Origin of the sequence: Mesorhizobium montanum, assembly GCF_033977145.1 — a bacterium.
GTDB classification, from domain to species: domain Bacteria; phylum Pseudomonadota; class Alphaproteobacteria; order Rhizobiales; family Rhizobiaceae; genus Mesorhizobium; species Mesorhizobium montanum.
Genome location: NZ_JAVIJF010000022.1, coordinates 77,919 through 103,353, shown reverse-complemented (window position 1 = coordinate 103,353; position 25,435 = coordinate 77,919). Strand labels below are relative to the sequence as shown.

General features: G+C 59.2%; 26 protein-coding genes and 1 pseudogene. 17 read left to right on the top strand and 10 right to left on the bottom strand.

Translation table 11 applies throughout. The features are described from left to right. Positions 1-80 precede the first annotated feature (80 nt). A pseudogene (locus RFM68_RS33690) lies at positions 81-341 on the bottom strand (IS110 family RNA-guided transposase); the annotation flags it as partial. Between the two features lie 13 nt (positions 342-354). Between RFM68_RS33690 and RFM68_RS26655 the strand changes: the two are divergent. From RFM68_RS26655 to RFM68_RS26635, 5 genes are all read left to right on the top strand, one after another. Next, positions 355-822, top strand: coding sequence for a site-specific integrase (locus RFM68_RS26655; RefSeq protein WP_320235994.1), 468 nt, complete (start codon positions 355-357; stop codon positions 820-822). 150 nt (positions 823-972) lie between these two features. Further along, on the top strand, positions 973-3,171 hold the full coding sequence (locus RFM68_RS26650) for a KAP family P-loop NTPase fold protein (RefSeq protein WP_320235993.1): 2,199 nt from the start codon (positions 973-975) through the stop codon (positions 3,169-3,171). A 1,065-nt stretch (positions 3,172-4,236) separates the two neighbouring features. Beyond that, entirely contained in the window at positions 4,237-5,352 is a 1,116-nt protein-coding gene (locus tag RFM68_RS26645) for an IS5 family transposase (RefSeq protein WP_320235992.1), read from the top strand. Next, the gene (locus RFM68_RS26640; RefSeq protein ID WP_320235991.1) at positions 5,349-5,693 is read left to right on the top strand and encodes a hypothetical protein; all 345 of its coding nucleotides are present in this window, start codon (positions 5,349-5,351) and stop codon (positions 5,691-5,693) included. Before RFM68_RS26645 ends, RFM68_RS26640 begins: the two co-directional genes overlap by 4 nt. A 149-nt stretch (positions 5,694-5,842) precedes the next feature. Next, positions 5,843-7,144 carry a phospholipase D-like domain-containing protein gene (locus tag RFM68_RS26635; RefSeq protein WP_320235990.1) on the top strand — a complete coding sequence of 434 codons (1,302 nt, stop codon included), beginning with the start codon at positions 5,843-5,845 and terminating at the stop codon, positions 7,142-7,144. Here RFM68_RS26635 and RFM68_RS26630 read toward each other — a convergent pair. After that, positions 7,113-7,631, bottom strand: coding sequence for a ubiquitination-like system serine protease family protein (locus tag RFM68_RS26630; protein ID WP_320236008.1), 519 nt, complete (start codon positions 7,629-7,631; stop codon positions 7,113-7,115). The genes RFM68_RS26635 and RFM68_RS26630 overlap by 32 nt on opposite strands. 172 nt (positions 7,632-7,803) lie before the next feature. Between RFM68_RS26630 and RFM68_RS26625 the strand changes: the two genes are divergently transcribed. Further along, positions 7,804-8,895 carry an IS5 family transposase gene (locus RFM68_RS26625; protein ID WP_320235989.1) on the top strand — a complete coding sequence of 364 codons (1,092 nt, stop codon included), beginning with the start codon at positions 7,804-7,806 and terminating at the stop codon, positions 8,893-8,895. Between the two features lies 1 nt (position 8,896). Beyond that, positions 8,897-9,241, top strand: a complete 345-nt coding sequence (locus RFM68_RS26620; protein ID WP_320235988.1) for a hypothetical protein — start codon at positions 8,897-8,899, stop codon at positions 9,239-9,241. Here the strand turns inward: RFM68_RS26620 and RFM68_RS26615 are convergent. From RFM68_RS26615 to RFM68_RS26595, 5 genes are read right to left on the bottom strand one after another with little or no spacing between them, the layout of a single operon-like run. After that, entirely contained in the window at positions 9,215-10,684 is a 1,470-nt protein-coding gene (locus RFM68_RS26615) for a hypothetical protein (RefSeq protein WP_320235987.1), read from the bottom strand. The two genes, RFM68_RS26620 and RFM68_RS26615, sit on opposite strands and share 27 nt — an antisense overlap. After that, positions 10,674-12,026 carry a HesA/MoeB/ThiF family protein gene (locus tag RFM68_RS26610; protein ID WP_320235986.1) on the bottom strand — a complete coding sequence of 451 codons (1,353 nt, stop codon included), beginning with the start codon at positions 12,024-12,026 and terminating at the stop codon, positions 10,674-10,676. The genes RFM68_RS26615 and RFM68_RS26610 overlap by 11 nt, the downstream gene beginning before the upstream one ends. Further along, a complete protein-coding gene (locus tag RFM68_RS26605; protein ID WP_320235985.1) occupies positions 12,023-12,400 on the bottom strand; it encodes an E2/UBC family protein in 378 nt (125 codons plus the stop codon). The genes RFM68_RS26610 and RFM68_RS26605 overlap by 4 nt, the downstream gene beginning before the upstream one ends. Next, entirely contained in the window at positions 12,400-12,654 is a 255-nt protein-coding gene (locus RFM68_RS26600; protein WP_320235984.1) for a multiubiquitin domain-containing protein, read from the bottom strand. Before RFM68_RS26600 ends, RFM68_RS26605 begins: the two co-directional genes overlap by 1 nt. A 10-nt stretch (positions 12,655-12,664) precedes the next feature. Continuing rightward, positions 12,665-14,509, bottom strand: coding sequence for a murein L,D-transpeptidase catalytic domain-containing protein (locus RFM68_RS26595; RefSeq protein WP_320235983.1), 1,845 nt, complete (start codon positions 14,507-14,509; stop codon positions 12,665-12,667). A 255-nt stretch (positions 14,510-14,764) separates the two neighbouring features. On the opposite strand from RFM68_RS26595, the gene RFM68_RS26590 reads away from it, so the two are divergent. Further along, positions 14,765-15,772, top strand: coding sequence for a hypothetical protein (locus RFM68_RS26590; RefSeq protein WP_320235982.1), 1,008 nt, complete (start codon positions 14,765-14,767; stop codon positions 15,770-15,772). On the opposite strand, the gene RFM68_RS26585 is transcribed toward RFM68_RS26590, so the two are convergent. The 3 genes from RFM68_RS26585 to RFM68_RS26575 all read right to left on the bottom strand — a co-directional run bounded on the left by RFM68_RS26585 (position 15,769) and on the right by RFM68_RS26575 (position 17,530). Continuing rightward, positions 15,769-16,167 (bottom strand): recombinase family protein, encoded by a 399-nt coding sequence (locus RFM68_RS26585; RefSeq protein WP_320235981.1) that lies wholly within the window; start codon positions 16,165-16,167, stop codon positions 15,769-15,771. The two genes, RFM68_RS26590 and RFM68_RS26585, sit on opposite strands and share 4 nt — an antisense overlap. Before the next feature lie 14 nt (positions 16,168-16,181). Continuing rightward, the gene (locus tag RFM68_RS26580; RefSeq protein ID WP_320235980.1) at positions 16,182-16,337 is read right to left on the bottom strand and encodes a recombinase family protein; all 156 of its coding nucleotides are present in this window, start codon (positions 16,335-16,337) and stop codon (positions 16,182-16,184) included. A gap of 428 nt (positions 16,338-16,765) precedes the next feature. Beyond that, on the bottom strand, positions 16,766-17,530 hold the full coding sequence (locus tag RFM68_RS26575; RefSeq protein ID WP_320235979.1) for a Crp/Fnr family transcriptional regulator: 765 nt from the start codon (positions 17,528-17,530) through the stop codon (positions 16,766-16,768). 169 nt (positions 17,531-17,699) lie between these two features. Here RFM68_RS26575 and hemN point away from each other — a divergent pair, with 169 nt between their 5' ends. From hemN to RFM68_RS26530, 9 genes are all read left to right on the top strand, one after another. Further along, positions 17,700-19,049: an oxygen-independent coproporphyrinogen III oxidase gene (gene hemN, locus RFM68_RS26570; protein ID WP_320235978.1), complete on the top strand. Its 1,350-nt coding sequence runs from the start codon at positions 17,700-17,702 to the stop codon at positions 19,047-19,049. A 321-nt stretch (positions 19,050-19,370) separates the two neighbouring features. After that, positions 19,371-20,819 (top strand): sigma-54 dependent transcriptional regulator, encoded by a 1,449-nt coding sequence (locus RFM68_RS26565; RefSeq protein ID WP_320235977.1) that lies wholly within the window; start codon positions 19,371-19,373, stop codon positions 20,817-20,819. 9 nt (positions 20,820-20,828) lie between these two features. Next, a complete protein-coding gene (locus RFM68_RS26560) occupies positions 20,829-21,065 on the top strand; it encodes a hypothetical protein (protein ID WP_320235976.1) in 237 nt (78 codons plus the stop codon). 192 nt (positions 21,066-21,257) lie between these two features. Further along, positions 21,258-22,220, top strand: a complete 963-nt coding sequence (locus tag RFM68_RS26555; protein ID WP_320235975.1) for an NADH-quinone oxidoreductase subunit B family protein — start codon at positions 21,258-21,260, stop codon at positions 22,218-22,220. A 42-nt stretch (positions 22,221-22,262) separates the two neighbouring features. Further along, positions 22,263-23,861, top strand: a complete 1,599-nt coding sequence (locus tag RFM68_RS26550; RefSeq protein ID WP_320235974.1) for a nickel-dependent hydrogenase large subunit — start codon at positions 22,263-22,265, stop codon at positions 23,859-23,861. A gap of 82 nt (positions 23,862-23,943) precedes the next feature. Continuing rightward, positions 23,944-24,258, top strand: a complete 315-nt coding sequence (locus RFM68_RS26545) for a hypothetical protein (protein ID WP_320235973.1) — start codon at positions 23,944-23,946, stop codon at positions 24,256-24,258. A gap of 34 nt (positions 24,259-24,292) precedes the next feature. After that, entirely contained in the window at positions 24,293-24,610 is a 318-nt protein-coding gene (locus RFM68_RS26540) for a hypothetical protein (RefSeq protein ID WP_320235972.1), read from the top strand. Between the two features lie 13 nt (positions 24,611-24,623). Next, the gene (locus RFM68_RS26535) at positions 24,624-25,100 is read left to right on the top strand and encodes a hydrogenase maturation protease (RefSeq protein WP_320235971.1); all 477 of its coding nucleotides are present in this window, start codon (positions 24,624-24,626) and stop codon (positions 25,098-25,100) included. Then, positions 25,097-25,414, top strand: a complete 318-nt coding sequence (locus RFM68_RS26530; protein ID WP_320235970.1) for a hypothetical protein — start codon at positions 25,097-25,099, stop codon at positions 25,412-25,414. Before RFM68_RS26535 ends, RFM68_RS26530 begins: the two co-directional genes overlap by 4 nt. Positions 25,415-25,435: the final 21 nt, after the last annotated feature.

Below are 25,435 nucleotides of genomic sequence, written 5' to 3'. Positions count from 1 at the left end.
GTGAACCGGCTGCGAAAAATTGGACGCCGATCGGGTCAGTTCTGTAAACGATGACGTAATTGCTGCCGTCGCTCCGCCTGAACCAAAGGCCGAAGCGGATGCCCGTCAGCAACCAGTTCCCAAGCCTTTCGCCGGAACTGTGACCCAATCGATCGACTGAACGGCAGCCCCTATTCCTTCAGCATGGACCGTGTCTGGTTTTCGAGATCGCGACGGATCTCGACAAATCTTGACCGTGCGACGAGCATGGACCGGGTGGCATGACTCTCTGCGCTCTTGACCTTCACTTCCCGATACCAGCTGACGCGAACCAACTCGGCCAGGCCGCGGGCATCGCTGCGCAAGACATGGTTGGTGACCGGCAACGACCAGATGCAGGAACTGTGCAATTTCATGGGCATCCTGTTCCTGACCATGGCCCGTCCCAGTGATCTCGCCAAGGCAGAATTCGACCACTTCGATTCGGACAAGCTGATCTGGCAGAAGCACAACACCGAGGGCATCAAACTGTCGCGTTCGCTCTACGAGTACGCCTACCGTTCGGTGCCGATCCATTCCCGCGTTGCCGCCATGGCGCAGGCCCAACGCCTCCGCTGGCCCGAGAGCAAGCTGCTATTCCCGCCTCATACCGACCAGACCCAGCCGCGCGGTAACTTCCGCAAGGGGCTCGACCGGTTCAAGGCGCTCCCCGGTGTGCCGGCGTACTTCCAGCTCTACGACCTGAAGCGGATTGCGATTTCGCTGATGCTAACCGGCCAAGGGTGTCGCATGAAGCGATCTCCCACTACGTCGACCACAAGGGGAATCTTGAAACCACGATGATCTATGACCTCGGCTTGGTCGATCCCCTGCGCCCGGTCACCGAAAGGCTCGGCGCCCCGCTCGGCATATAGGCATCCACCAATATACTGGCCTTTCTGGCAACTGATGAAGTAAACAGAAGTCCATAAGAATATCGGGATAGACTGCTCGATGGAAAGCTTTTCAGTACGAGGTGACCGCGCCCTAGGCCCTGGCGACCAAGACAAACTTGGGTTCCGCGAGGTAGCTAAGCGTATTGCCATGTCTTTGGTTGACCGAGCATCCGAGGACGGATTGGTTGTCGGGCTTGAAGGAGCCTGGGGCTCTGGAAAGTCGAGCTTGCTGTTTTTGGTCGGGGACGAGCTCACCAGACTACCTACCGCGGCTCGCCCAACAGTCATTAACTTCCGGCCTTGGCTGATTGGCAATCGAGACGCCCTTATTACCAGCCTCTTTTCCGAACTCTCTAACCAATTGGATCAGGTCGCCCTTGCGGCTGGGGATGCGACGCCGATTTCGATTGCGAAGGCTAAAAAGGCTGGCAAAGCGCTTCGAAGCTTCATGTCCGCACTGAGCAAAGCGGGCGGAATGGTTGAGGTGGCGGGGGACGTCGCGGGGATTGGCGCGGTCAAGTTTGCGGGAAAGGGCCTGAAAGCCGCTGGGGAATTGGCCGGGACCCAAGCTCCTCCCCAATTGTCGGATCTCAAGGACAGACTCGTCGCATCGCTGCGTGAGCTTGGCCACCGCTTCGTGGTCACCATCGATGACGTGGATCGACTGGAGCCGGGGGAAATTCTGGAAATCCTTCGCCTGGTAAGGTCGGTCGTCGATCTCCCAAACGTAATCTATCTACTCTGCTACGACAGTGAGGTGTTAGCACATAGCATCCAGGCGGCAGCTAGCGTTCAGAATGGTCGGGCTTTTCTTGAGAAGATCATCCAGCTCACGGTGATGGTGCCAAAGCCGGAAGCCTTCCAATTACGCCAGTGGTTTGCTGAAGCATTACAACAAATTGGCACAGCCAAGAATGAGGACGAGCGAGAGCGGCTGCGCCAGGTCATCGATCAAGAAGGCGGCAGGCAATTGCGGACTCCCAGGTCTGTGGTTCGGGCATTAGATTCAATTCGCTTCTTTTGGCCCCCTCTCCGGGAAATTGACGCCGATCTGGCGGACCTCGTCTGGCTGCAGCTGATCAAAGACGGCAACTCGGCGCTGTATCGATGGATCGAAGAATACTGTGGCACGGCGGCGGCCCTGTCATTGGGAACGGCCCGGGTGGATGAAGCGGAGAAGAGCCAGCAACTGGCTGCACTCGAGGCCGCAGCTGGCGAGCGTGTATTCGACGACCATCTCTATCGGCATTCTTTCTCTGCACAACTTGCTGGTGTTACCCCGAACTTCTCGAAAAGCGGACCTGCATTCCAACTTTTCGAGAGGGTCGATGACCGGACGAGAGATGAGGCAATCCAAAGCCGGCGTCTGGCGAGCCCCGACCACTACAGGCTCTATTTTGCGATGGCCACACCTTCGCACGCCCTGACGCAGAGCGATTTCAATGTCTTGTGGGAAGCGCTGGCAACTAGTCCTGATCAAACGGCAACGGTGCTCTTAGCGTTCCAACGCCAAAATGCTGCCGGAACACTTACCAAAGCTGACTTGATGATCGAGCGGATAAAGGGCGGCGCCTACGAACTTCTAGACGGGAAGCAGTGTCGAAACCTTCTGATGGCGTTGGCTAACAGCATGGACGAGGCCTTCCGTCTTCGCCCCTTCGACGGATTTGCTTTCAGTTCTCAGTGGGACAGGGCACTTCCGCTGGTAGGCTTGCTTTTGGGACGGCTAAAGCCGGCTCAGCGCAATATCGCGACCCGTGACATGTTCGCCGAGGGTGAAGCAATCGGCTGGCTTACCTTTGTATTTCGGCATGAGATTTTCGCTCATGGCCGGTTCGGAGACCGTCGTCGTCACGACAGCGATTGGGTGTTGGCTACGGAGCAGCAGTTGGATGATGCAATCCGCATCATGCTCTCGCGCTATAAAGCAATGGCTCTAAAAGATATTCAGCAATCCCCTCGCCCGTTAAGCCTTCTCTTCGCATGGCAACAAGCCGGCGATGAGAAGGGTCCCCGCCAGCTGTTGGGCACTCACGGCAAATCGGATGAGGGTCTTCTACAAACCCTGGAGGGACTCACCTCTCAGATCAATACGAGTAACAGAGGTATCGTCACCGTTCTGTCACGAGAAAATATTGGGCCGTTCTTGGATTACGAAGAGGCGGTAAAGCGCGTAAAAGCACTAGCGAAGAAGCCGAAATTCAAGGGGGCAGCTACCAAGATCATGAAGCTTATCGACGAGGGGAAGCAATTCTGAAACGCCTTTTTGACTGGGGATCTTTTTCACATCAGCGCTTGACGTCATTTTTTGGTTGTGACGCAATGAAAAGGTGCCGACCTCTCGGCGCCTATTCCATCAAAGAAAGTCAGGTCTTTGGAAGCCCTTCAAGCGATCGTGCTGTCGAGCGAGCAACTGCGCGACATGTTGGTGGAAGCCGCAAAGTTAGGAGCAGCGCTCGCCGTCCAGGAACTTCGTGCCGACCTTCACCAGACGCCCGAAGACGCCACGCTACAGAAGCTCCGGAATTACCTGGTCAACCCTGCTTCCCTTTCAAACCCGAATGAGCATTGGGCGGATAGTGGGGTCATTCGCCGGGTTCAAACCACTGCAGCCGGCAAAGCAAAATCGACAGCGTGGTTCATGAAATTTCAGAGGCAGACTGGCCTCAACGCGTGCTTCACCCGATCAAGCCCAGCTTACGGCCGCCGGAAGGAATGGTCAGTCGCCGATATCAGGTTGTCTTGGAATCGGTACTATCGTTGCTCGTAGTCGATAGCGAGGGCGATATTCCTGCCGGGCGATAAAGATTTATTAGCGGGCCTGGTTTGTCATGTTTAGTGTGACGGTGCAGTGTAGTATGCTAGCGAAAAGGTTACTACACGCTGGGAGGGGCGAATGAGGGCGACGGAAACCGGGGAGGTACTACGCATTCGAGCTATTTCTGGGACTTATGTAGTCGTTTTAGCTTGGGATTTTGTAGAAGGCCAGGATGCTAAAAAGAATGGACTGATGGGCTTCGCGATACAGCGAGAGGAGCTTCAAGGAGATAGAGTTGTCGAACGTTATTGGATGACTGGGATCAAGCGCTTCAGGGACAAAGACAAAGGCCTACCCCCGGGCACTCCGTCAGCACCGCCGATCATCCTATGCAAGCCTTCCAATGGGCCGATTACACCGCAGAGACGAGTCATACTTACCGTTACAAAGTAGTCCCGGTCTACGGCGAGGTGAAAAAGCTCGACCTAGCAGGCTGTTGAAAAAGGGCTCGCGACAGTCCCAGGTTCGTGATTCACTCTGACCACGACGAGGTGGGAGTGAATCGTGCGGGGCGGTGACGGACAGACGGGCGAACTGTTCAGCTACGTGGATCTTGAGGCTCGGGTGCGGCGCGATCACCCATTGCGCCGTATTCGGGGGATCGTGAACGAGGCTTTGGCGGCACTGGAGCGGGAATTCGCGACGCTGTATTCGCCGATCGGGCGGCCGTCGATCCCGCCGGAGAAGCTGCTGCGGGCGATGCTGTTGCAGGCGTTCTACACGATCCGCTCTGAACGGCTTTTGATGGAGCGGCTGGAATACGACCTCCTGTTCCGCTGGTTCGTGGGCATCGGCGTCGACGATCTGGCTTGGGACCATTCGGTGTTCTCGAAGAACCGCGACCGGCTGCTTGAGGGCGACATCGCGGCGAAGTTCCTGGCGGCCGTCCTGGCGCAACCCAAGGTGAAGAAGCTTCTGTCCACGGATCACTTCTCGGTCGACGGCACGCTGATCGAGGCGTGGGCATCGATGAAGAGCGTGAAGCCGAAGGACGGGTCGGGCGAAGACCCGAAGGACGGCGCTGGCGAGCCGCCGTCAGAGGGCGGCGGGCGCAATGCCGAGGCAGACTTCCATGGCCAGAAGCGGTCTAACCAGACGCATGCGTCGACCACCGACCCGGACGCAAGGCTCTATCGCAAGGGGCGGGGCAAGGAGGCGAAGCTCTGCTTCATGGGGCATGGGCTGATGGAGAACCGCCATGGCCTGCTGGTCGATGCTTGCCTGACGCAAGCCGACGGGCATGCCGAACGGGTGGCGGCGCTGCACATGATCGAACCCTATGCCGACAGGCCGCAGGCAATCACGCTCGGCGCCGACAAGGCCTATGACGCTGAGGACTTCGTCAATGAGTTGCGCGCGATGAGGGTGACGCCACACGTGGCGCAGAACACCAACGGCCGTCGTTCGGCGATCGACGGGCGCACGACGCGGCACGGCGGCTATGCCGTCAGCCAGCGCATCCGCAAACGAATTGAGGAGGCGTTCGGATGGATCAAGATGGTCGCCGGGCAGGCAAAGACAAAGTTGCGTGGCCGCGACCGCGTCGGATGGGCCTTCGCCCTCAGCGCCGCCGCCTACAATCTGGTGCGGCTGCCCAAGCTGTTGGCGGTGTCGACATGACCGTCCCGGCGGGTTGTAAATTGATCGGCCGCTGGCGCATCGTCGAGGCCGATCTTTGGGATCGCGATCATCTCGACCTTGTCGATCCCGCCACTATCACCATTGAAGCGGGCAACCACGGTGAGATCGCCTTTGGCGCCCTGCAAGCTGGCCTCGATCTCGGCTATGGCCCCAACATGGTATTCTTCACATGGGCCGGCTTCGACGAGATGGACGAGGTCACTGGCGATGGCTCTGCTGAACTGCTTGACGACGGCTCGATCGAGATCACATTCGCCTACCACAACGGCGACGAGGCGATCCTCAAAGCCAAACGGGATACTTCTTCAACAGCCTGCTAGACGAGGGCTCAGCGATCAGCGTAACTATCACCACCGAAATCGAATACCTGCTGCATCCGAGCGAAGGCAACGACACTGAACGCCACGATGTGTACTTCAACCGAGGCGTCATTGGGTCACAAGCGTACGCACGTCGATTTGGCAATCGCATGCCCGATCGCAACAATCCGGCTGCAGAGGAAATGGTATGGTTGTCCAGAGGCCTTTTTGAGGCCTTGGTGAAGTTCATCAACCTCGCCGAGGATCACCATTTCGGACTTCGGGCGGCATTCTATGAATTTCACTACCAACCGGTGGCTAATGTCTTCGCCAAGGCGGTGGAAGCAGGCGCTGACATCAAAATCGTCTTTGACGACGAGGACACCTACAAAAAGCCGAACGAATTGGTCATCCACAACGCGCGGCTTGATGAAATGAAGGTCGTTGTTCCGCGTACGGTCGTTGAGGGCATCCGCCACAACAAGTTTATCGTGCTTTTGAAGGACGAACAACCGATCGCAGTCTGGACGGGCTCGACAAACATTTCCGATGGTGGAATTTTTGGACATTCTAACGTCGGGCATATCGTCTGGAGTTCGACCATCGCCGAGAAGTACCTTAAATACTGGAAACTGTTGGCCGCGAACAAAACTCCCGCGGATCTTCGGCCTCAGAACCAGCGTTTGACTCCTCTGCCCGCAGGAAGACCGGGGCCAGACAGCATTACTCCTCTGTTCAGTGCGCGCGACGCGAAGGATAGCAGCACTACCATGCAGTGGTACGCAGACCGCATGGGAGAGGCAAAGCGGATCTCGTGCATTACGCTCGCTTTCAAACTCGACAAGCTCTTTTCAGATGTTCTCCAACGGCAAAACGACGTCCTGCGTTATGTCGTGAAGGACGATGACCTTGGTGACGGTGAGATCATTGGTACTGATCGCGATGTCATCTTCGCTGCAGGCGGGCATCTTGAGGCTGGCGCTCTAGCGGACTTTCTTGGGGAGCGTGACAATCCGCTCAACTCCAACAACTACATCCACGACAAGTTCATGCTCGTAGGTCCGCTCGGCAAGGATCCGTTGATTGTGGCCGGCTCAGCCAACTTCAGTCAGCCATCACAGCGCATCAACGATGAAAATATGTTGGTTATCCGGGGCGATACCCGCGTCGCCGACATCTACTTTGGCGAATTCATGCGGATTTTCGACCACCACTACGCGCGGTATATCATTCAAAAGCTGACACAGTCCGGCCGGAGCGACCCAGACGCCGGCTATTTAAAGACCACCACCGCAGATTGGCTGAACAGCCATTTCGACGACCGAAGCTATAAGTCAAAGCGTCGTAGATATTTCCTCGATGAGGGATTAAGCGAGCTGGGGAGTTGCGAGAGCTGGCGTGCCCGCAACCGACTCTGCGAATTGGCCGAAGGGCAACCTTTTACCCACGTCGGTCCTGACCGGCCAGCTTGAACCAAGGCCGGCGTTTATCTCGGTCCTCGACCGCGGCGCCGGTGCTAGCCAAACTTCGACAGGCGTCGAGGACAGCCCAGGGGATTTCGTCGAGCGCCGCGGCCAGGTCCACATAGGAAATAAAGTCGTGTGTCAGCTTGGCTTCGACAGCCCGCTCAAGAATAGGGTCGCGCCGGACTATCCAGATGTCGTTGGTCCAATGGATAACGTCATCCCAGACGATGAAATGTGCGCCGCAGCCTGTGTCACGCCATACAGACGGAAAGACCGTCAAACCATCTTTGCCATCGTACAGGCGCCACGCAGGCCCGGCACGGCCGTCCAAATTGACGGTCAGAATATCGCCACAGCCATCGGGGCAGCGCATAACCAAGGATCGCACCACGCCGCGTTCAACGATGGCCACATCTCCCGGTTTCTTGACCAGTTCAACCGCTTCGGCTTGGCGCTCGACGACGCCTTTCTGGTGGATCTCTCGCGTCTTCATAAACACCGACTTAATCTTGTATCCCTGACCAGAGAGACGGATTCGTCACCTGCGCCAGGAGATTGGCTGCGCATTGATATGCGCGCGCGGCACTAGCAGGCTGTTGAAAAAGGCACTCGCCACCGGACCGCAGCGGTGATTCACTGGTTCCGAAGGGATTCGGAGGTGACGAGTGCGCGGCGGCGACGATCGAACTGGCGAACTGTTCAGCTATGTTGACCTTGAGGCGCGGGTGCGGCGCAATCATCCGTTGCGGGCGATCCGGTTGATCGTGAGCGAGGCGCTGTCGGCGCTGGAGCGGGACTTCGCGGCGCTGTATTCGCCAATCGGACGGCCATCGATCCCGCCGGAGAAGCTGCTGCGGGCGATGCTGCTGCAGGCGTTCTATTCGATCCGCTCGGAGCGGCTGTTGATGGAGCGGCTGGAATACGACCTTCTGTTCCGCTGGTTCGTCGGGATTGGCGTTGACGATGCGGCCTGGGATCATTCTGTGTTCTCCAAGAACCGCGACCGGTTGCTGGAGGGCAACATCGCTGCAAAGTTCCTGAGCGCGGTGCTGGCGCAGCCCAAGGTCAAGAGGCTTCTGTCGACGGATCACTTCTCGGTCGACGGGACGCTGATCGAGGCGTGGGCGTCGATGAAGAGCGTCAAACCGAAGGACGGCTCGGGCGAGCCGCCGGCTGAAGGGGGTGGGCGAAACGCCGAAGCGGACTTCCATGGCCACAAGCGCTCGAACGACACACATGCCTCGACCACCGATCCTGACGCCAAGCTCTACCGCAAGGGACAGGGCAAGGAGGCCAAGCTATGCTTTATGGGACATGGCTTGATGGAGAACCGCCACGGCCTGCTGGTCGACGCCTGCCTGACACTGGCCGACGGACATGCTGAGCGGGTGGCCGCACTGCACATGATCGAACCTCGAGCGGAGCGGCCACAGGCGATCACGCTCGGCGCCGACAAGGCCTACGACGCGGAAGACTTCGTCAATGAGCTGCGCTCGATGGGGGTGACGCCGCATGTAGCGCAGAACACGAGCGGCCGTAGTTCGGCCATCGACGGGCGCACCACCCGGCATAGCGGCTTTGCTGTCAGTCAGCGTATTCGCAAGCGCATTGAGGAGGCGTTCGGCTGGATCAAGACGGTCGCCGGTCAGCGCCAAACCAAGTTCCGCGGCCGGGACCGCGTCGGATGGGGCTTCACCTTCGCTGCCGCCGCCTACAATCTGGTGCGGCTGCCGAAGCTCATCGCTGGGACCAGCTGACATGGCCAAGGTTCCAGCCATCGCCAAGGCCTTTGCCGGTCGCTGGCGTATCGTCGAAATGGATGTCTGGGACAACGATTTCCTCGATCTCGTCGAAGAGGCGCATCTGACGTTCAAAGGCGCGGCGGACGGCGAGATCGGCTTCGGCGCCCTCAAAGGCTTCCTTGATGTCCGCTACGGCGCGCGAGACGGCTCGGCCTGCGCGGAATTCTCGTGGGAGGGTCACGACGAAAGCGATCCCGCTTGTGGTCGCGGATGGGCGACGATCGGCACCGCGGGTCGCCTCGTCGGCCACTTCTACATCCACAATGCCGACGATTCAGGCTTCGTCTGCGAGCGCGCCTGACTTCTTCAACAGCCTGCTAGGGCTTTTTCCTTTGGCGAAATAGAGCAGACCGGCGCAGACAGCGATAGAGTATTCACGCCGCACATCCAAGGGGACGGCACGGCCTTCCCTGAGGATCGTCGTTCGCAGGGTAACGATCGCTTCAAGGCGATGCCGTGCGGAATGGCCCTCCAGCATGTGACTGATGGATACCGCGAACAAATCGCCGCTATAGAAGTCCTCGAGGACGTTATCAGGTATCTGCTGCGCATCTTGAAGCTGGTCATCAAAAGCCAGTCCGACATCCAGTCGGGCGACATCGTGAGATAAGGGCCTACGCGCGGCACGCGTGAAATCGATCAACACCGCATCAGACAGCCCTTCGCATACGAAGACATTGCGCAGGTTTAAATCGTCATGGGCGCGGCAGACCGCGTGCAGACCGGGTGGAATGGATCCGAGGCGGTTGAAGAATGCCTTTGGCGAAGGGCCCCTGAAACCGACCCTTCCCAGTCTCCGATAAGTCCGGAACAAGCCTGGCTCGTAAGCTGTCTGGCGCGGGCGCGGCAGGAATTCCGGTAGAAGCGACAACATCTTCACTTCCGGTTCCTCTCGCCATCGGCGCAAAACGCGGTTGTATATCACCTCGATGACCGGGCGTACGTCTCTCTGTGTGACCACGGCATCAAGCCGATCCGCATGTTCGACGAACCGGGATACGGAAAGTTGCAATGTAGCCCCAAGAACACAGCGGTCGAGGCAAAGCGGCGCACACCCCCTGAAAGGCACTCGATCGGCAACGACGTCGCGGTAGGTGTTGATCTGCTCCTCGATCTGTGCTGCCGGGCCGCACTTGACGATGAACGGTGTCAGCAGGCCGTAGCCTTCCGTTTCGATCTTCCACACCGACGCCCGGGATTTCCCTCCGTTTTCGCTGGAAATCCTGATGGCTGAAAAGTCATGAAATGCGCGGCGCATCAGAAGATCGACTTCCGGGTCGAGGGGCACTTCCAACTCGTCCCCATTCCTATCCAGAACCGGCAGGCTCAGATTGGCCGAAGGCCCGCAACGGCAGCGTGCACAGGCCTCAGCAATCTTTTCCCAATCGGATAGAACGGTGAGCTGGCTAAGCACAACACCGGGCTTTTTGTCCCATTGCGCCAGAACCCCTGTTCCGGACTTCGCGGCACCGAGCGCCGCTGCCTCTTGACCGGGCAACGCAACCACGACGATGAATATGCCGCGCTGGGCGGCCTGGGCGAGTGGCAGCAGGCGCTTCACCAACTGACGCAACCTATCAGGACGGGAAAGATCCTGGGCCAATACCAGCAATGCACGCACACCTTCGTCGGCCAAATCGGACGGTGCTCGATAGGTCTTCAGATGAAGCTGGCGTGCAATGAACGCTGCTGGCGGCGCCAGGCCGCCCTCAACCAACACGATGGTGCGCGCATCAGCCTTCATGCCGTCGCCAGATCATCGGCCATGCGTCTGCCATGGCAAGGGCATTGCCGGCAGCACAGACGATACAGGTTGGATCCGGCGTCGACTTGATCGGACGTACCGCGCCGTCGATCGGCCTCCCGACAAGGTGCCGGGCCTGGCCTGGGAAACCAGTGCTCGCCGACAACAACATGGACACCGCCATTGAGGAGGTAGCCGCATTAAGCGATATGACCGCCGGTTGGGGTTCGAAATGACCGACGAAATACGGATCACTGGTCTGGTCGGCGAGCAAGTCTCGGCGTACAGCGACAGGATCGAGCAATGGATGACAGTTCAGGCAGGCCAGCGTTTCGGCCAACATTTGGACGCGTGTGGACATGTTGGTAACCAAGCTGTCCTTGGCATCGATGCGCACGCCCACGTCGATCATCGGCAAACGATATTGAAAGGCCAACTGGTTAAGCACGGCGCGGCTTCCGTGGGAGTCCGTGCAGCACATGACAAAGTCGCAGTCGAGAAGCCGACGTGTCGTTGCCTCTGCGACTACCGTCTCGGCATACCCATCGACCCTTATCTCGCGGCGAGCGCGCTTGGCCGCTTTTTCAGCCACCGCAACCTTGGGCAGGCCTACATCGCTTTCTTCAGCGCCGATCAACCGGTTTAAGTTGGTTTCCTCGACCGACTCCGGATCAATCAAGATCAAGCGACCGGTGCCGAGGCGAGCAAGTTCCTCGACCACGACGGACCCGGTACCGCCGACGCCAACCACACCGACCGTCATGGCATTCAGCAGCCGCTGCCCTGCCGCGCCAAAGGCACGTACATTGCGATCGAAAATCTCGGGCACCGGCTCACCAGCGTCGACGCCGTCGCGGTCATAAGTGTGCAGTGTCGCGCCAACCTCCTGCACGCGCTCAATCTCCAGGGTCGTCTGCCCAGCCGCATCGAATAAGCGCGCGCGAAACCCTCTTGGCCCGACGACAAGAAAGCCATGCGGACCCTTGGGCGCACGAAAATGCTGAACCGGTGCCAGAAGGACCTGCGCAGCATCGTCCACCGGAGAAAAAGCAAGGTTGCGCTGCCGCGGGTGCGAATGCGCGAGGATAAGGCCAATGCCCTCCATGCGAGCGCGCTTCAGCATGTTTGCAACGAAGGCCGGCTGCAGGCTGGCTTCGATGTTGCTGCGACGGACATAGTCCTCGGCCGCCGGGTGGACGACCTCGCGCACCACAAGGCGCATGCCGCCTTCGAAATGCCCTTGGGCAACGAGCAGAGCTGCCGCCGCCTCGAGAGGCGCGTCTTTAAGCAAAGCATCGCGAAGGGTTGTCCATTCGCCAACGCGAAAAACGAGCCTGTTCATCGCACCTCGCCAAGCCGGCGACGAATGACGTTCAGATAGGTGATCATGTTGTCGCTGTTTGGTTGCCACGTCGCAGCATGCCAGGAGAACCAGAGCCAGCTAGGCGGGATACCAGGCGCAGCCTGCTGTCCTGTGTTCTGCGGCGCGCCGCCATGTTCAAGCGCCAGGGCCGGCTCGGTCCAGAAACAGTCGGGAGCTGCTTGCGGATAACCCGCAGGCAGTATGAATTTTACCGCGACCGCGGTCCGATTCCAACCCGGGGGCAAAGCAACGACCGGGACGCTAACCACGACTGTGCCCCCGGCCTGCGGCTCCATAGTGACGCCAGCGTACCGGCCGAGGAAGGCCTCGAAATGCCGCTCTATGATCGACATCAACCGAAGGTCGCCGGAGGAACAGTGTAAAAATGCATGCCGTTTTTTAGCGTCACTGCCTCGGTGTCACCTATCTGACGGTCGCTGTCGTGGCCGTGACCTTCCAGGAATAATTGATACTGCGCATCCTTGCCGGCAATCTGCTTCAGTTCGGCCCCTGTAATGCTTTCTTTTTGAACCTCGAAATGCACGCCGTCTATGTTGATTGAAAACTTGGGGTGATCGTCCTTGGCTCCCGCTGTCGCCAGTGCCAACCGCCGATCGTCAAGGCCTGTTCCACCCGGCATGGACATGCGTCGAATGATTTTTGTCCCCCGGCCCGAGCACTTCGGTGGCGCCCAACTCGCGGCAACGTTTGCGAAACGCCGTCACGCAGGGGTTGTCGATGTTGACCAGTTGCCCTTTGATCGACGTGATATCAACCGCGACGCCGGCATAATGCCGTGATCCTGGATTGTGCTCTCCGCCACAAAGTTCGCTGACCGAGATGATTTCGAACTCCTCTGCCAGCGTCAGCAGCCCCTTCAGCATCGAACAGGCCAGGCGCACGGTTCCGCCCGGCGCACTACCGTAGGAACTGCGTTTGGCCGCCTTTCCCGTCGCCGTATCGACGATGTTGTCACGAGCGGTCGCGCTGTCCTCGTGACCGGATGCGTGCATTCGCGCCAGCACGATACGGTGATCATTGGCCATTCGCACAATCTCTTCGGCCAACTGTGCTGCCACGTCGACATAGGTGGCCTCGGCTGTTTGCTCCACCCGATCGTCTGGCAGCTCTATTTCGCTCCAGACCTCTGTCGCTGACAGGACGTCTTCGATCTCGAACTCGGTCTCCTCGATCGCTGCCATTGACCCTTTCCAGGCAAGGATCAGGGATCCGTGATGTAAGGATTCAACGACGTCAGTCACATAGCGGTAGTCGACAGCCAGACAGCCGTCACTGCGGCCGATATGACCATATTTCTTGACCCAGGCATCCGAAACATAATCGGCGCCATGAACCACCACCGCACGTGACCGAGCGTGCAAATTGCTCTTTTGGAGTCCGTCAAGACGCATTGAGACCGAGCGGTGCTTATCGCTCCGATAAATCTCACCGCAACGATAGACACCTAGCGAAGAGCAGTTGGAACCCGTTACGTCGGAAAACGTCTTTGCGTAGCCTGTATTGGCAGGGTCAGAGCCCTCGCCATGGGCGCACAGATAGGACTGCGCGCTACGATTTTTGGTATCGAACACGGTAAGCCTGGGATTGCCGGAAAACAGTTCGAAATTGACGATCCCCCAAAAGCGCGACGTGTTTGACGGATCATTCTGGTCGCGAAACCGCAGCAACGCTTCCATCGGTTCGCTCAGGTTATGCGTCTTAGCAAGCGAGCGCAGGGTCGCTTCGAGGCCGTCTGCCTCGACTTCGACATCGATCGCAAGATCGGCAAACAAGGCTCGATGCACTTCCCGCCCGGCCAACATCGGTGTGGCGCCGAACGCGTCGGCACTGGTCTCGTCGCGGCACATTTTTACCCCGCCGAGCTTGTCGCCCTTTTTGACTGTTTGCTTCATGCAATAGCGGCGAAATGGGATATCGACGACCTTGCTCCCGGACTTCCAGTACCGTTCGGTGGTCAGCTTGTGATAGAGGTCATCGCCGCTAAGCCCGCAATTGGAACCAATATATATACCGGTGGTGTAACCTGCGGCTTTCACCTGCGCGAACCAGGCATTGCAATAGGCAACAACGTCGCCGGCGTCCGTATCGTCCTCGACTTCCTCGAGGTCGAACCAGACACTTGTCCCGGCAGGCAAGCCGCACAGGCTGGCGTGAGCCGCGGCATTGATGCCATAGGTCTTTCCAAGCTCCTCCGTCGGCGTCCAGGTCCCTGCCTTCACATGCTGTACCACCATGAGCGCAAGGCCGGAATCCAGAATTATATCGGCTTCATTCTTCGTCAGGTCGGTGGATGGCGGCTTTTCGGAGCGAGACAAGTATCGAAGTACAAACGATATGCCGGCCTTGGCCAGCGCTTTCGCTTTAGTGGCATTTACCTTTTCGTCGGTGTCGATGCCCTGAAGGCCGGCAATTGCCGGGTATGCCTTTGTTTCCGCAGCCATGACCGTCCCGCCCAAGCTCAGGGAGAGGCGCATTGGGCGCCCACGTTATAGTCCCTGGGCACTGCGCCCCGTAGCATAAGCTACTTCTCCTGCCAATTGATAAGACATCGCGCGCGTATAACAAACAACTGACCGAAGTATGATTTAAGTCTTAGGACACCCATTGTTGATGTGGTATGCAGAGGCAACATTGGTGCCCAGCCAACGGTCCGGCCTGGGCGCTTTGCGCTGCAGTCATCGTCCAAGGCGGGGAACATGGAAAAGCTCAGCTATCGAGATTTCAAGGCAATGGTCATGGATCCGCACGTGCCGGACTCCGACATTGCGCCGTACCTGAAGGCCATACCCGAGGCGAGCGGCCCGTTTGCGCCGCGCGTGGCCCCCGATCCCGATAAGGTCTACCTGACGGCGGAGGGGCAGTTGGATATCCAGAGTGCCGTCGATTGGGGCAATGCGATATCACGCTGGCGCCGCCATCAGGCCTTCAACCTTGCGATCACCGACGGCGTGCGCAAGCCTGTCCTGGTCTCTGAGGGAGATTCATGGTTCCAGTTCCCCCTGCTCATCGAGGACGTCGTGGACCATCTGGGCAAGGATTACCTGATCTGGAGCCTGGATGCCGGGGGCGATACGGCTGACAACATGATCAACCAGAACCCCGAATACATGCCCAACCTGCAAGCGCAGAAGGCTAATCATGTGAAAGGCTACATGTTTTCGGGCGCCGGCAATGACATCCTTGGCGAGGACTCAAACGGCAATCCGGTGATTTGGAAGCTCCTCAAGCAGCATGTGCCGGGCAAGGATGCTGCCTGGCACGTCGATATGAGCGCGCTCAATTCGGCTTTGGCCCGCCTTGAAACTGACTATCGCAAAATGGTGAGGACAATCCGCTCCGATCCTGATTTCCTTCGTCTGCCGATTTTCATCCACGGCTACGATTATGCCATCCCAGCTGGCTTCCCTGGGGACACGAGAAATCCTGAATGGGAATCCCCGCATGACAAATGGCTTGGCGGGCCGATGCGGCAGAAGGGTATCGCCGATCCGGTTCTGCAACAGGGCATTATGCGCGTGCTGGTTGACCACCTTTACAACATGCTGGAGAGCGTCGCCGGCAATAGCGCTGCAACGCGGGTGTATCTTGTCGATGTGCGCAACAAGCTTCACAATGGCAGCTGGGCCGACGAAATCCACGGCACATCATCAGGCTTTGGCAATGTGGCGGCTAAATTCAAGGAAGTTATTGGCCGGAACATCTAGCTGCTATCTGAAGCACTGCTGAGAGTGGAGCCTCGAAATCGTGCTCTCTTGCTGACATTGTAGCGCCGCGCGACCAAATGCATCGCCTCCCCGGCTGCCAAACTTGCCAGCGCTTCCCGCCGCTGTTGCTGAGAGAGCTTCGGCTTTCGGCCGAACTTGACGCCCCTGGCCATAGCGCGAGCGCGGCCCTTCGACGTGTTTTCCAAGATCCTTCGCCCTTGCCATTTTGCCGCCCACCCCCATAGGAACACGACGAGGTCCGACATCTCGGACGTGGTGTCGACAAAGGGTTCGTCGAGCAGGTGGAGCTCTGCGCCAGCCAATGCGACCGTTTTGACGATATGCAACATGTCGAGAGGCTCCCGAGCCACGCGATCGCCGACGACGGCATACATAAGATCCCCAGGCTCTAGGGCCTTAAGCCGCCGCTGCGCTGGCGCCGGTTGGCTTCCTTACCGCTAAGCTTTTCGCGGAAGATCTTCTGGCAGCCCGCCTCCTCCAGGCGCTCAATTTGAGCGCCAAGATCTTGGGATTCCGTGGAAACCCGCGCATACCCATACTTCATCCAAACGCGCCTCCCTGCTGTTTCAAAACTCACGAGATTTGCAACATCTCCGCCCCGATATTTTTGTCGATATCAGCGATGTACGTCGCGACTGTTTGCCCAAATTTTGCGCAAAAAAAGCCAATGCGTCTGCGCGCGCTCTACTGGGCGACCACACTCGTCAGCAGACCTTCTTAACCTTTGATGGGCGGCGGCATGCCCGCAGATCGTCACCAGGGCGACGCTGCCAAATGAGGCGTGGGGCGTGATTGCGCGTTGAGCACGGCGAGGATCAATGCCTGGCAACCAGGTGACCGAAACACTCTGACGATTAGTCCCGGTGGACCGATAGATGCTATGCTACTTTTTCGAAGGCTTTCGGCGACGCATCGCGCTCGAACGCGATCGTGCCCTGTCCCGGGCCAGGTAAGCGAGGCAGGAGCGGCCGCTCAGGTCTCGTAAATGGGGCGGTTGCGCCCCGGCCGCCGCCCACCACAGCGCTGTTCCAGCCGGCTCATGTTGTTTACCGTGACACGGCGGTTGTTCTCGATCCGGATCACGCCGTCCATTCTCAGTCTGGTCAACTGACGGCTCACTGTCTCGTTCGTAATTCCAAGGAAATCAGAGATGTCGGCACGCGTCAGCGGCAGATCGAAGCACGCCGACCTGGCTGCAGGACCAACACTGGAGCCGATGTTTCGGGCGATCATGAGAAGAAAGCTCGCCACCTTCTCAGGGGCGGTCTTGCAGCCCAGAGTCACCATCCATTCGCGTGCTTCGTCGAGTTCGTTCAGCGTCTGCCTGAGCAGGCGATGCTCGAGCTCCGGTGATTGCTTCATCATCTGTTCGATTGCCGCTTTCGGAAACGAGCACAGCGAGACTGTCGTTGCCGCTTCGGCATGGATCGCGCTTTTCGCCTTGAACGGCTGTCCCAGAAAATCCGGCGCGAACTGGAGACCGACGATTTGCTGGCGGCCGTCCGAAAGGCTCTTCGTCAGCTTCACCACGCCCGATAGCACGTTCGAATAGCTGTTGAGCGCCTCGGCATCGCTAATCAGTTCGACGCCCGGTTCGACGCTGTGTCGCGACGAAGTCTTGGCGAGCTTAGCCAAACGATCTGGATCGAGCGCGCTGCAGAGGCCGCGGCGCCGTGCCTGGCAAGACAGGCAATAGGCGGGGATGCCGGAACTGTGAATGTCGTGCCGTACTGTCATTGATCGCTCTCCCGATCTGATCGCCCTCCCGGCCCAAGGGCCGGCACGATAACAATCGACGGTAGAAAAATCCTTGCGGCAGTTTGTCGTGCTGGAGCCTGACCGAAATCAGGGCTCTGGCTCATCTGCGAGTCCACAGTCCCGACGACGCAACAAGGTGGACCACTACATGCGACCGGAACTAGCTGCCAGACTTTGCGAGAACGTCCCGCGCTACACCAGTTACCCGAGCGCGCCGCATTTCCATCCGGGTATCGATGCTGTCGTTTACCGCGGCTGGCTGGAGGCGCTCGAAGGCGGCGGCGAAATATCGCTCTACCTGCACATTCCCTATTGCGACAGGCTCTGCTGGTTCTGCGCGTGCCATACCAAACAGACGCGCCACTATGAGCCGGTGGCCGCTTATTTGCGCTCGTTGTATGCTGAGATCGCGACGGTTGGCGGCCTTGTCAGCGGCAAGGGCCGAATTCGCGCGGTTCATTTCGGGGGCGGTTCGCCGACCATGCTGAAGCCGCAGCATATGGTGGCATTGGGGACGGCGCTGCGAGACAATTTTGATTTTCTCGACGATGCCAAGATCAGCGTCGAGATCGATCCGAACGAGATGGACGAAGCCCGCCTCGACGCGCTTGCCGAAATCGGTATGACGCGGGCAAGCCTCGGCGTGCAGGACTTCGATCCTAAAGTGCAAAAGGCGATCAACCGCGAGCAAAGTTTTTTGCAGACGAAGGCCGTCGTCGACGGCGTTCGTTCCCGGGGAGTAGATTCCGTGAACCTTGATCTGCTCTACGGCCTGCCGCATCAAACCAGCGAGAGCGTACGTTTCACCGTGGCGCAGGCGCTCACCCTGGAACCGGACAGGATGGCGCTGTTCGGCTACGCTCACGTGCCTTGGTTCAAGAAACATCAGACGATGATCGACGAGGCATGGCTCCCCGGTCCCACGGAGCGAATCGCTCAATCGCGACTTGCTGCGCGAGCGATCGAGGACAAGGGGTACGAATCAATCGGACTCGACCATTTCGCAAAGCCAGGCGATGCGTTGGCGGTAGCGGCCCGCGCGGGGGCGTTGCATCGCAATTTTCAGGGCTACACCGAGGATCGCTGCGAGACGTTGATTGGACTTGGCCCTTCGTCCATCGGCCGGTTTCGCCAGGGCTACGTTCAGAACACGCCTTCGACTGGCGAATATCGGCGCAGGGTGGAAGGCGGGGAGTTGGCAGTCGTCCGCGGCATAGCATTTTCCGACGACGATCGCGTCAGGGGCTGGATCATCGAGCGACTGATGTGCGATTTCGCCTTCTCGGCGATCGACCTGGTGGAGAGCTTCGGGAAAGCCGGCCAAAAGCTCCTTCGTCAGGCAAGCTCCATCGCCCTTAAGGATCCTGCTCGACTGCTTGAACTCCAAGGCGACAGATTCGTCGTGCCGGCGGAAAACCGTCCCTTCGTGAGGAGCATTGCGGTCAGGTTCGACAAGTATTTCGAACGTGGAACGGCCAGGCACTCAGCGGCAGTTTGAGCATTTTGATCGTAAAACTCGCGTCAATCGCGTTTGATCGATTGCTAGCCATTTCCGCAGCACTGGAAATTGCGAGGTTTCATGGCTATCGGTTGCAGATAGCAGCTGGCCTCTTTGACGGCTTTTCGCCCTGGCCCCAATTCCTGCGCGACTAATCCGACCCATGTATCATCCCCTGCTGACCAAGGAAATCCTGTCTAGCACCGCTATCGGAGCTTCGCAGTCTGGGCCGAAACCGTCGAACTGTTGTCTGGGCCAGCTCGGCGTTGCGCCGGAAGGGGCAAGCTGCTAATCAAGTAGACATTTTGGAAACATGGTTTCATGGACCATTCCGGTACAGTCGTCATTGTAGCTCGTCCAGGCAGCGATTGGGCGGAAAGCCTTGAGGTGCTGTCGGAACGGTACGCCTATCGGGTGCTGCCGGTTGGCAGTCCGGCCGAGGCACTGACAACAATGAGCAGCATCCATGTCGATCTGGCGGTCGCAGAGGATCGCCAGGATGAGACTGTGGGTCTTGATTTCCTCACTAGGCTGCGCGTGTCTCACCCGGACATCATGCGAGTCTACGTGACACCGGCGCCCTCGTCGCTGTCTTACCAAGCGCTTTCCAAGGCAGCGATTTATCAGTTCCTTCTGACACCTCTCGACCCGGCGCAGCTCGGTCTGGCCGTTGAGCGGGCCTTGGAAGCGCGTGAACTTCATCGCCGCCACCGTATTCTGTCTCGGGAATTCAAGATTTCGGGGGCCCTGATGTTCGGGGATCGCCGTGACCCCGTGTTGAGGCCGGAAAGCCACCAGTTCGAAAAACTCGTCTATGCAAGCGAAAAAATGGCGGAGATGTGCGATCTTGCGCGGCAGGCGGCGGCGACCGAACTGCCCATCCTCATCCAGGGCGAGACTGGTACTGGCAAGGAGCTGCTCGCGCGAGCCATCCACTATAACTCACCTAGGCGGGCAAGCCCGCTCCTTGTCCAGAACTGCGGGGGCATGCCCGACGAATTGCTCCAGTCGGAACTGTTCGGCCACAAGCGCGGCGCGTTCACCGGGGCGATTTCGGACCGCCTCGGCCTGTTTCGGGCGGCCGATGCAGGAACGGTCTTCCTGGATGAGATCTCCGATGTGTCGCCATCCTTTCAGGTCAGCCTGCTGCGCTTTCTCCAAGAGGGCGAGGTCAAGCCGCTGGGTGCAGACAAGGTCATCCACTGCAACGTTCGCATTATCGCCGCATCGAATAAGCGGCTGCAGGACCTCGTCGCGCAGGGCAAGTTCCGCCAGGACCTTTACTTCCGGCTGAAGGGCTTCGAGTTCGAGGTGCCGCCGCTGCGCGATCGTCCAGAAGATATCGGGCCGCTGGCGGAGTTTTTTGCCGCCAAGCATGCCGATGGAATGGGCCGCAAGGTTCTTGGTATCACCGCCAACACACTCGAGAAGCTGGCCCTGTGCAGCTTTCCCGGCAACGTGCGCGAACTGGAAAACGAAATCCGCCGCATGGTCGCGCTAGCCAAGGATGGTGAATACATCACCACCCGCAACATGGCGCCATCGCTGCTCGCGACCGCCTCTGCCCGCAAGCAGGGCGACGGCTTAAGGGGCTTCGTTCCCGAAGGTACTACGCTTAAGGACCAAGTCGAGAGTCTCGAAAAGCAGATCGTTGGGCGCGCGCTTATACGAAACCACTGGAACCAAAGCCGCACTGCGACCGAGCTCGGTTTGTCGCGCGTGGGGCTTGCCAACAAGATCAAGCGCTACAGTCTCAACGAAAACGGTTGAGAGGCATCCATGAGCACTGATGAAGCGCAAGATCAGGGCACGACCGTCCTGCGATTTCCGCAGTCGCGCGTGTTGCCGTCCGGGCATGCCGAACCGACGCGGTATCTGGGACTGGGCGCAATGGCCAAAGTGATCGGCGCCCCCGAACATCAGACCACAGGCCATTGGTGCAGCCGCTGCAGAGGTATCTGGTACGGTTATCTTCTGGAGGCCACCTGCCCAGAATGCGGCAACCGTCACGGCTGAGCGGCCGACAAACGGCCACAAACGAACACATCGGTGAACCAGAATGTTGCACCGCAACACGCGGCGTGATTCCTTAACGCACTGAGTTACAAGGATTTTCTTAGCGCATTCTGACCTGGCATGTTGCTTGCAATTCCTCTTTCGTAGACGCGCTGCACCTAACGGTCAGCGGCGTAGCGGAGGAGGAAATTCATGGCCAATCTTCTATGGCTCCAGGGCGGAGCCTGCTCGGGCAATACGATGTCGTTCCTCAATGCAGAGGAGCCAAGTGCCTGTGATCTCGTCACCGATTTCGGCATCAACGTGCTCTGGCATCCGTCGCTGGGACTGGAGCTCGGAGATAATCTCAAGAAGCTTCTCAACGCGCTGACCTCCGGTCAGATGCCCCTCGACATCTTCGTCTTCGAAGGTACGGTCGTGAACGCTCCCAACGGCACTGGTGAATGGAACCGTTTCGCCGGGCGCGCGATGCGCGACTGGGTAAGCGACCTTTGCAAAGTGGCCAATTTCGTCGTCGCTGTGGGCGACTGTGCGACCTGGGGCGGCATACCGGCAACGGCGCCGAACCCTTCCGAAAGCCAGGGCCTTCAATTCCTGAAGCGCAGCCAAGGCGGTTTCCTTGGCAAGGATTACAAGTCGAAGGCCGGTCTGCCGGTGATCAATATCCCAGGCTGCCCCGCTCATCCAGACTGGATCACGCAAATTGTCGTTGCGGTCGCGACCGGGCGGGCGGGCGATCTAAGCCTGGACGAGTTCCAGCGGCCGAAAACCTTCTTCACCTCCTTCACCCAGACCGGCTGCACCCGCAACATGCACTTCGCCTACAAGGTGTCGGCCACCGAGTTCGGCCAGCGCAAGGGCTGCCTCTTTTATAACCTGGGCTGCCGTGGCCCGATGACCCATTCGCCGTGCAATCGCGTGCTGTGGAACCGGCAATCCTCCAAGACCCGCGCCGGCATGCCTTGCATGGGCTGCACCGAGCCGGAATTCCCGTTCTTCGATTTCGCACCGGGCACCGTCTTCAAGACGCAGACGGTTATGGGCGTGCCCAAGGACATGCCCCCCGGCGTCGACAAGACCGGCTACATCAAGTTGACCGCCGCCGCCAAAGCCGCTTCGCCGCGCTGGGCCGAAGAAGACATCTTCGTCGTCTAACGGGCGCCTTCCCGAACCCGATCGAGAAAGGTCAAAGACATAATGTCCGCTGCAGTTCAAACACTTGATATATCGCCCGTCGGCCGCGTCGAGGGCGATCTCGACGTGCGCGTCGACATCCAAAATGGCGTCGTGGTCAACGCCTGGACGCGAGCCGAGCTCTTCCGCGGCTTTGAGGTGATCCTGCGCGACAAGGATCCGCAGGCGGGGCTCGTTGTTACCCCGCGCGCCTGCGGCATCTGCGGTGCCTCCCACCTCACCTGCGCGGCCTGGGCGCTCGACACAGCCTGGAAGGCCGAGGTGCCGCGCAATGCAATCCTTGCTCGCAACCTGGGACAGATCGTGGAAAGCCTGCAGAGCCTGCCCAAGCATCACTACGGGCTTTTCATGATCGACTACACGCACAAGAACTATTCCCACTCGAAATACTATGAGGAAGCCGTCAAGCGGTGGTCGCCGTTCACGGGGACCAACTACGAGCTCGGTGTGACCATCTCCGGTCGCCCGGTCGAAATCTACGCCCTGCTCGGCGGGCAGTGGCCGCATTCGAGCTATATGGTGCCAGGCGGCGTCATGTGCGCGCCGACGCTGACCGATGTGACCCGGGCCTGGTCGATCCTGGAGCATTTCCGCCGCAACTGGATGGAGCCGGTCTGGCTCGGCTGCTCCTTCGAGCGCTATGAGCAGATCCAGTCCTACGACGACTTCATGGCCTGGCTGGATGAGCGGCCAGAACATGCCAATTCGGATCTTGGCATGTTCTGGCGCATGAGCCTCGATGTCGGCGTCGACAAATACGGCCAAGGACACGGTAAGTACGTCTCTTGGGGCTATCTGCCCCATGAGGACAGGTACAACCGTCCCACGATCGAGGGCCGCAACTCCGCCGTCCTTATGAAGAGCGGCGTCTATGACGGCGCGAGCGACACGCACAAGCTGATGGACCAGGTCTATACGCGCGAAGATCTCAGGCATGCCTGGTATGACGAGCCGGGCGGCATGCATCCGTTCGAGCGCGTGACCAAGCCAGTCGGCAAGAACCCGGTCGATTATGACAACAAGTATTCGTGGTCGGTTGCCGTCCGCCACGACCAGAACGGACGGCTCGAGGCAGGTCCGTTGGCTCGTCAGTTGATCGCCGGCGGCACGCATGGCGAAAGCTGGCAGCACTATGATCCGCTGGTGCTGGACATGTATAAGAAACTTGGGGGCGCGAGCGTGATGTTGCGCCACTTCGCGCGCATGCATGAAGGGGTCAAGCTATATCGGCAAGCCGAACACGCACTCAGGGAGTTCCGGTTGAATGATCCCTGGTACGTCAAACCGACCGAAAAGGACGGCAAAGGGTGGGGTGCGACAGAAGCCATTCGCGGGGCGCTTTGCCATTGGATCGAGGTGCAGGGCGGCAAGATCAAGAATTATCAGATCATTGCGCCCACGACATGGAACGTGGGGCCGCGCTCCGATGGCGGCGAACTCGGCCCGATCGAACAGGCGCTGATTGGAACGCCAATTGCGGATATGAACGACCCTGTGGAGGTCGGACATGTCTGTCGCTCGTATGATTCTTGCCTTGTGTGCACCGTGCACGCTCACGACGCCAATACCGGCGAGGAACTTGCCCGTTTCCGCACGGCATAGATATCTGCCGGTTCTACGACGCTGCCCGATCGTCTGCACCAGCTGGCGATCGGCCCGCTCTCCAAATGTCGGGACGGCGCCGATGAACAATGAGCAACAGCATGCCCTGCTGCGCAAGATGGCGCAGCTCATGAAGTCGGGCCTCGAGACGCAGACCGAACCCTTTCGAGAGACCGAAAAGGAGTTCGCAGCGATTCTTGACGAGTTGCGCAAGCTCGACGCGAACGATGTCGAGGCCAAGATGGTCATCAGCGGCTTTGTCGATCATCCTTATGGGCCTGACAGGCAACGCTGCATGGAGTGCATGTACTATCTCGTCCACCGAGAATGGTGCGACTTGCCGGAGTTGGCAGTTCCGGTCGACGCGGACTGGTGGTGCCGGCTCTGGCGCATCTGACGCGCCCTTGCGCAGGCGCGCCTTGGAGGCTGCTATGACGACCATTGACGACGCCCAGTTGCGTGAAATCATTGAGACGCTACTGACGAGATCGCCGGAGACGGAAGCATTTCCACGAGCCGACAGCCATGACGATGTGCTCGTCGTCATTGGCCGGCTGCGGACGGCCGGAAACGATCTTTCGGCAAAGCTCGTGATTGCGGGCTTCACCTTGCAGACGATCGAGCACCAGGGAATAGAGCAGGCGTGTGAGAGCTGCATGTATTATCTGGTGCTTCGCAGGTTCTGTGAGCTTCCCGAACTCGACCTGCCGGTCGAGCCGGAGTGGTCGTGCCGGCTTTGGCGGATATGACGGGCAGGCAAGCATGATCGCGGTCGTCGGCTGCGGCAATCTCAACAGGCAAGACGACGGTGCCGGGCCAGAGGTGATCCGTGTGCTGCGCGCCGCCGGGCTGGAAGGACCGGATGTCAGGCTGCTGGATGCTGGGACAGATGGCATGGCGGTCATGTTCGCCGCCCGCGGCTGCAGGTCCTTGATCCTGATTGATGCAGCCCGCAGCGGCGTCGAAGCGGGCGCGATCTACGAAGCGCCGGGACACGAACTGGCGCGACCCTATTATCCAGGACTCAATCTCCACGATTTCCGCTGGGATGCAGCCCTCCATGCCGGCCGGCACATCTTCGGCGCAGCCTTCCCGGACGACGTCACCGTATTCCTGATCGAGGCCGGGCAGCTGGATTTGGGGCTCGGTCTCAGTGTGCCTGTAGCCAAGGCGGCCTTAGTGGTGGCCCAGCGCATTGGGGAAATCGTGGCGGACCGCCTCGCGGCCGAACAGCGATGAACGACGCGACTTTAACTGTGCGCGTGAGCCGCGGCGGCTTGCATCTGTCGGGTGAGGCCTTCGAGCGGCATTTCTCTGGGATCAGCGGCATTGTGCTGATGCGACGTGAGGCCGACCTGCTCATCCTGCCGGTGCTGCTGGCGCAGGCTGGAGGGTATCTGCTCAAGCGTAAGAACCTGGCGGGCGACCGGGTGGCGCACGCTCCCGACTTCTTGCGGGCGAACGGGATCGCGGATGATGAAGAGCGCGAGCTTCAAGTGGTGTGGGACAGCTCTCAGGCCGGCTTCATCGGGCGGGGCGCATTTGAAAACTAAGTTTGCACATCGTAATTTAAG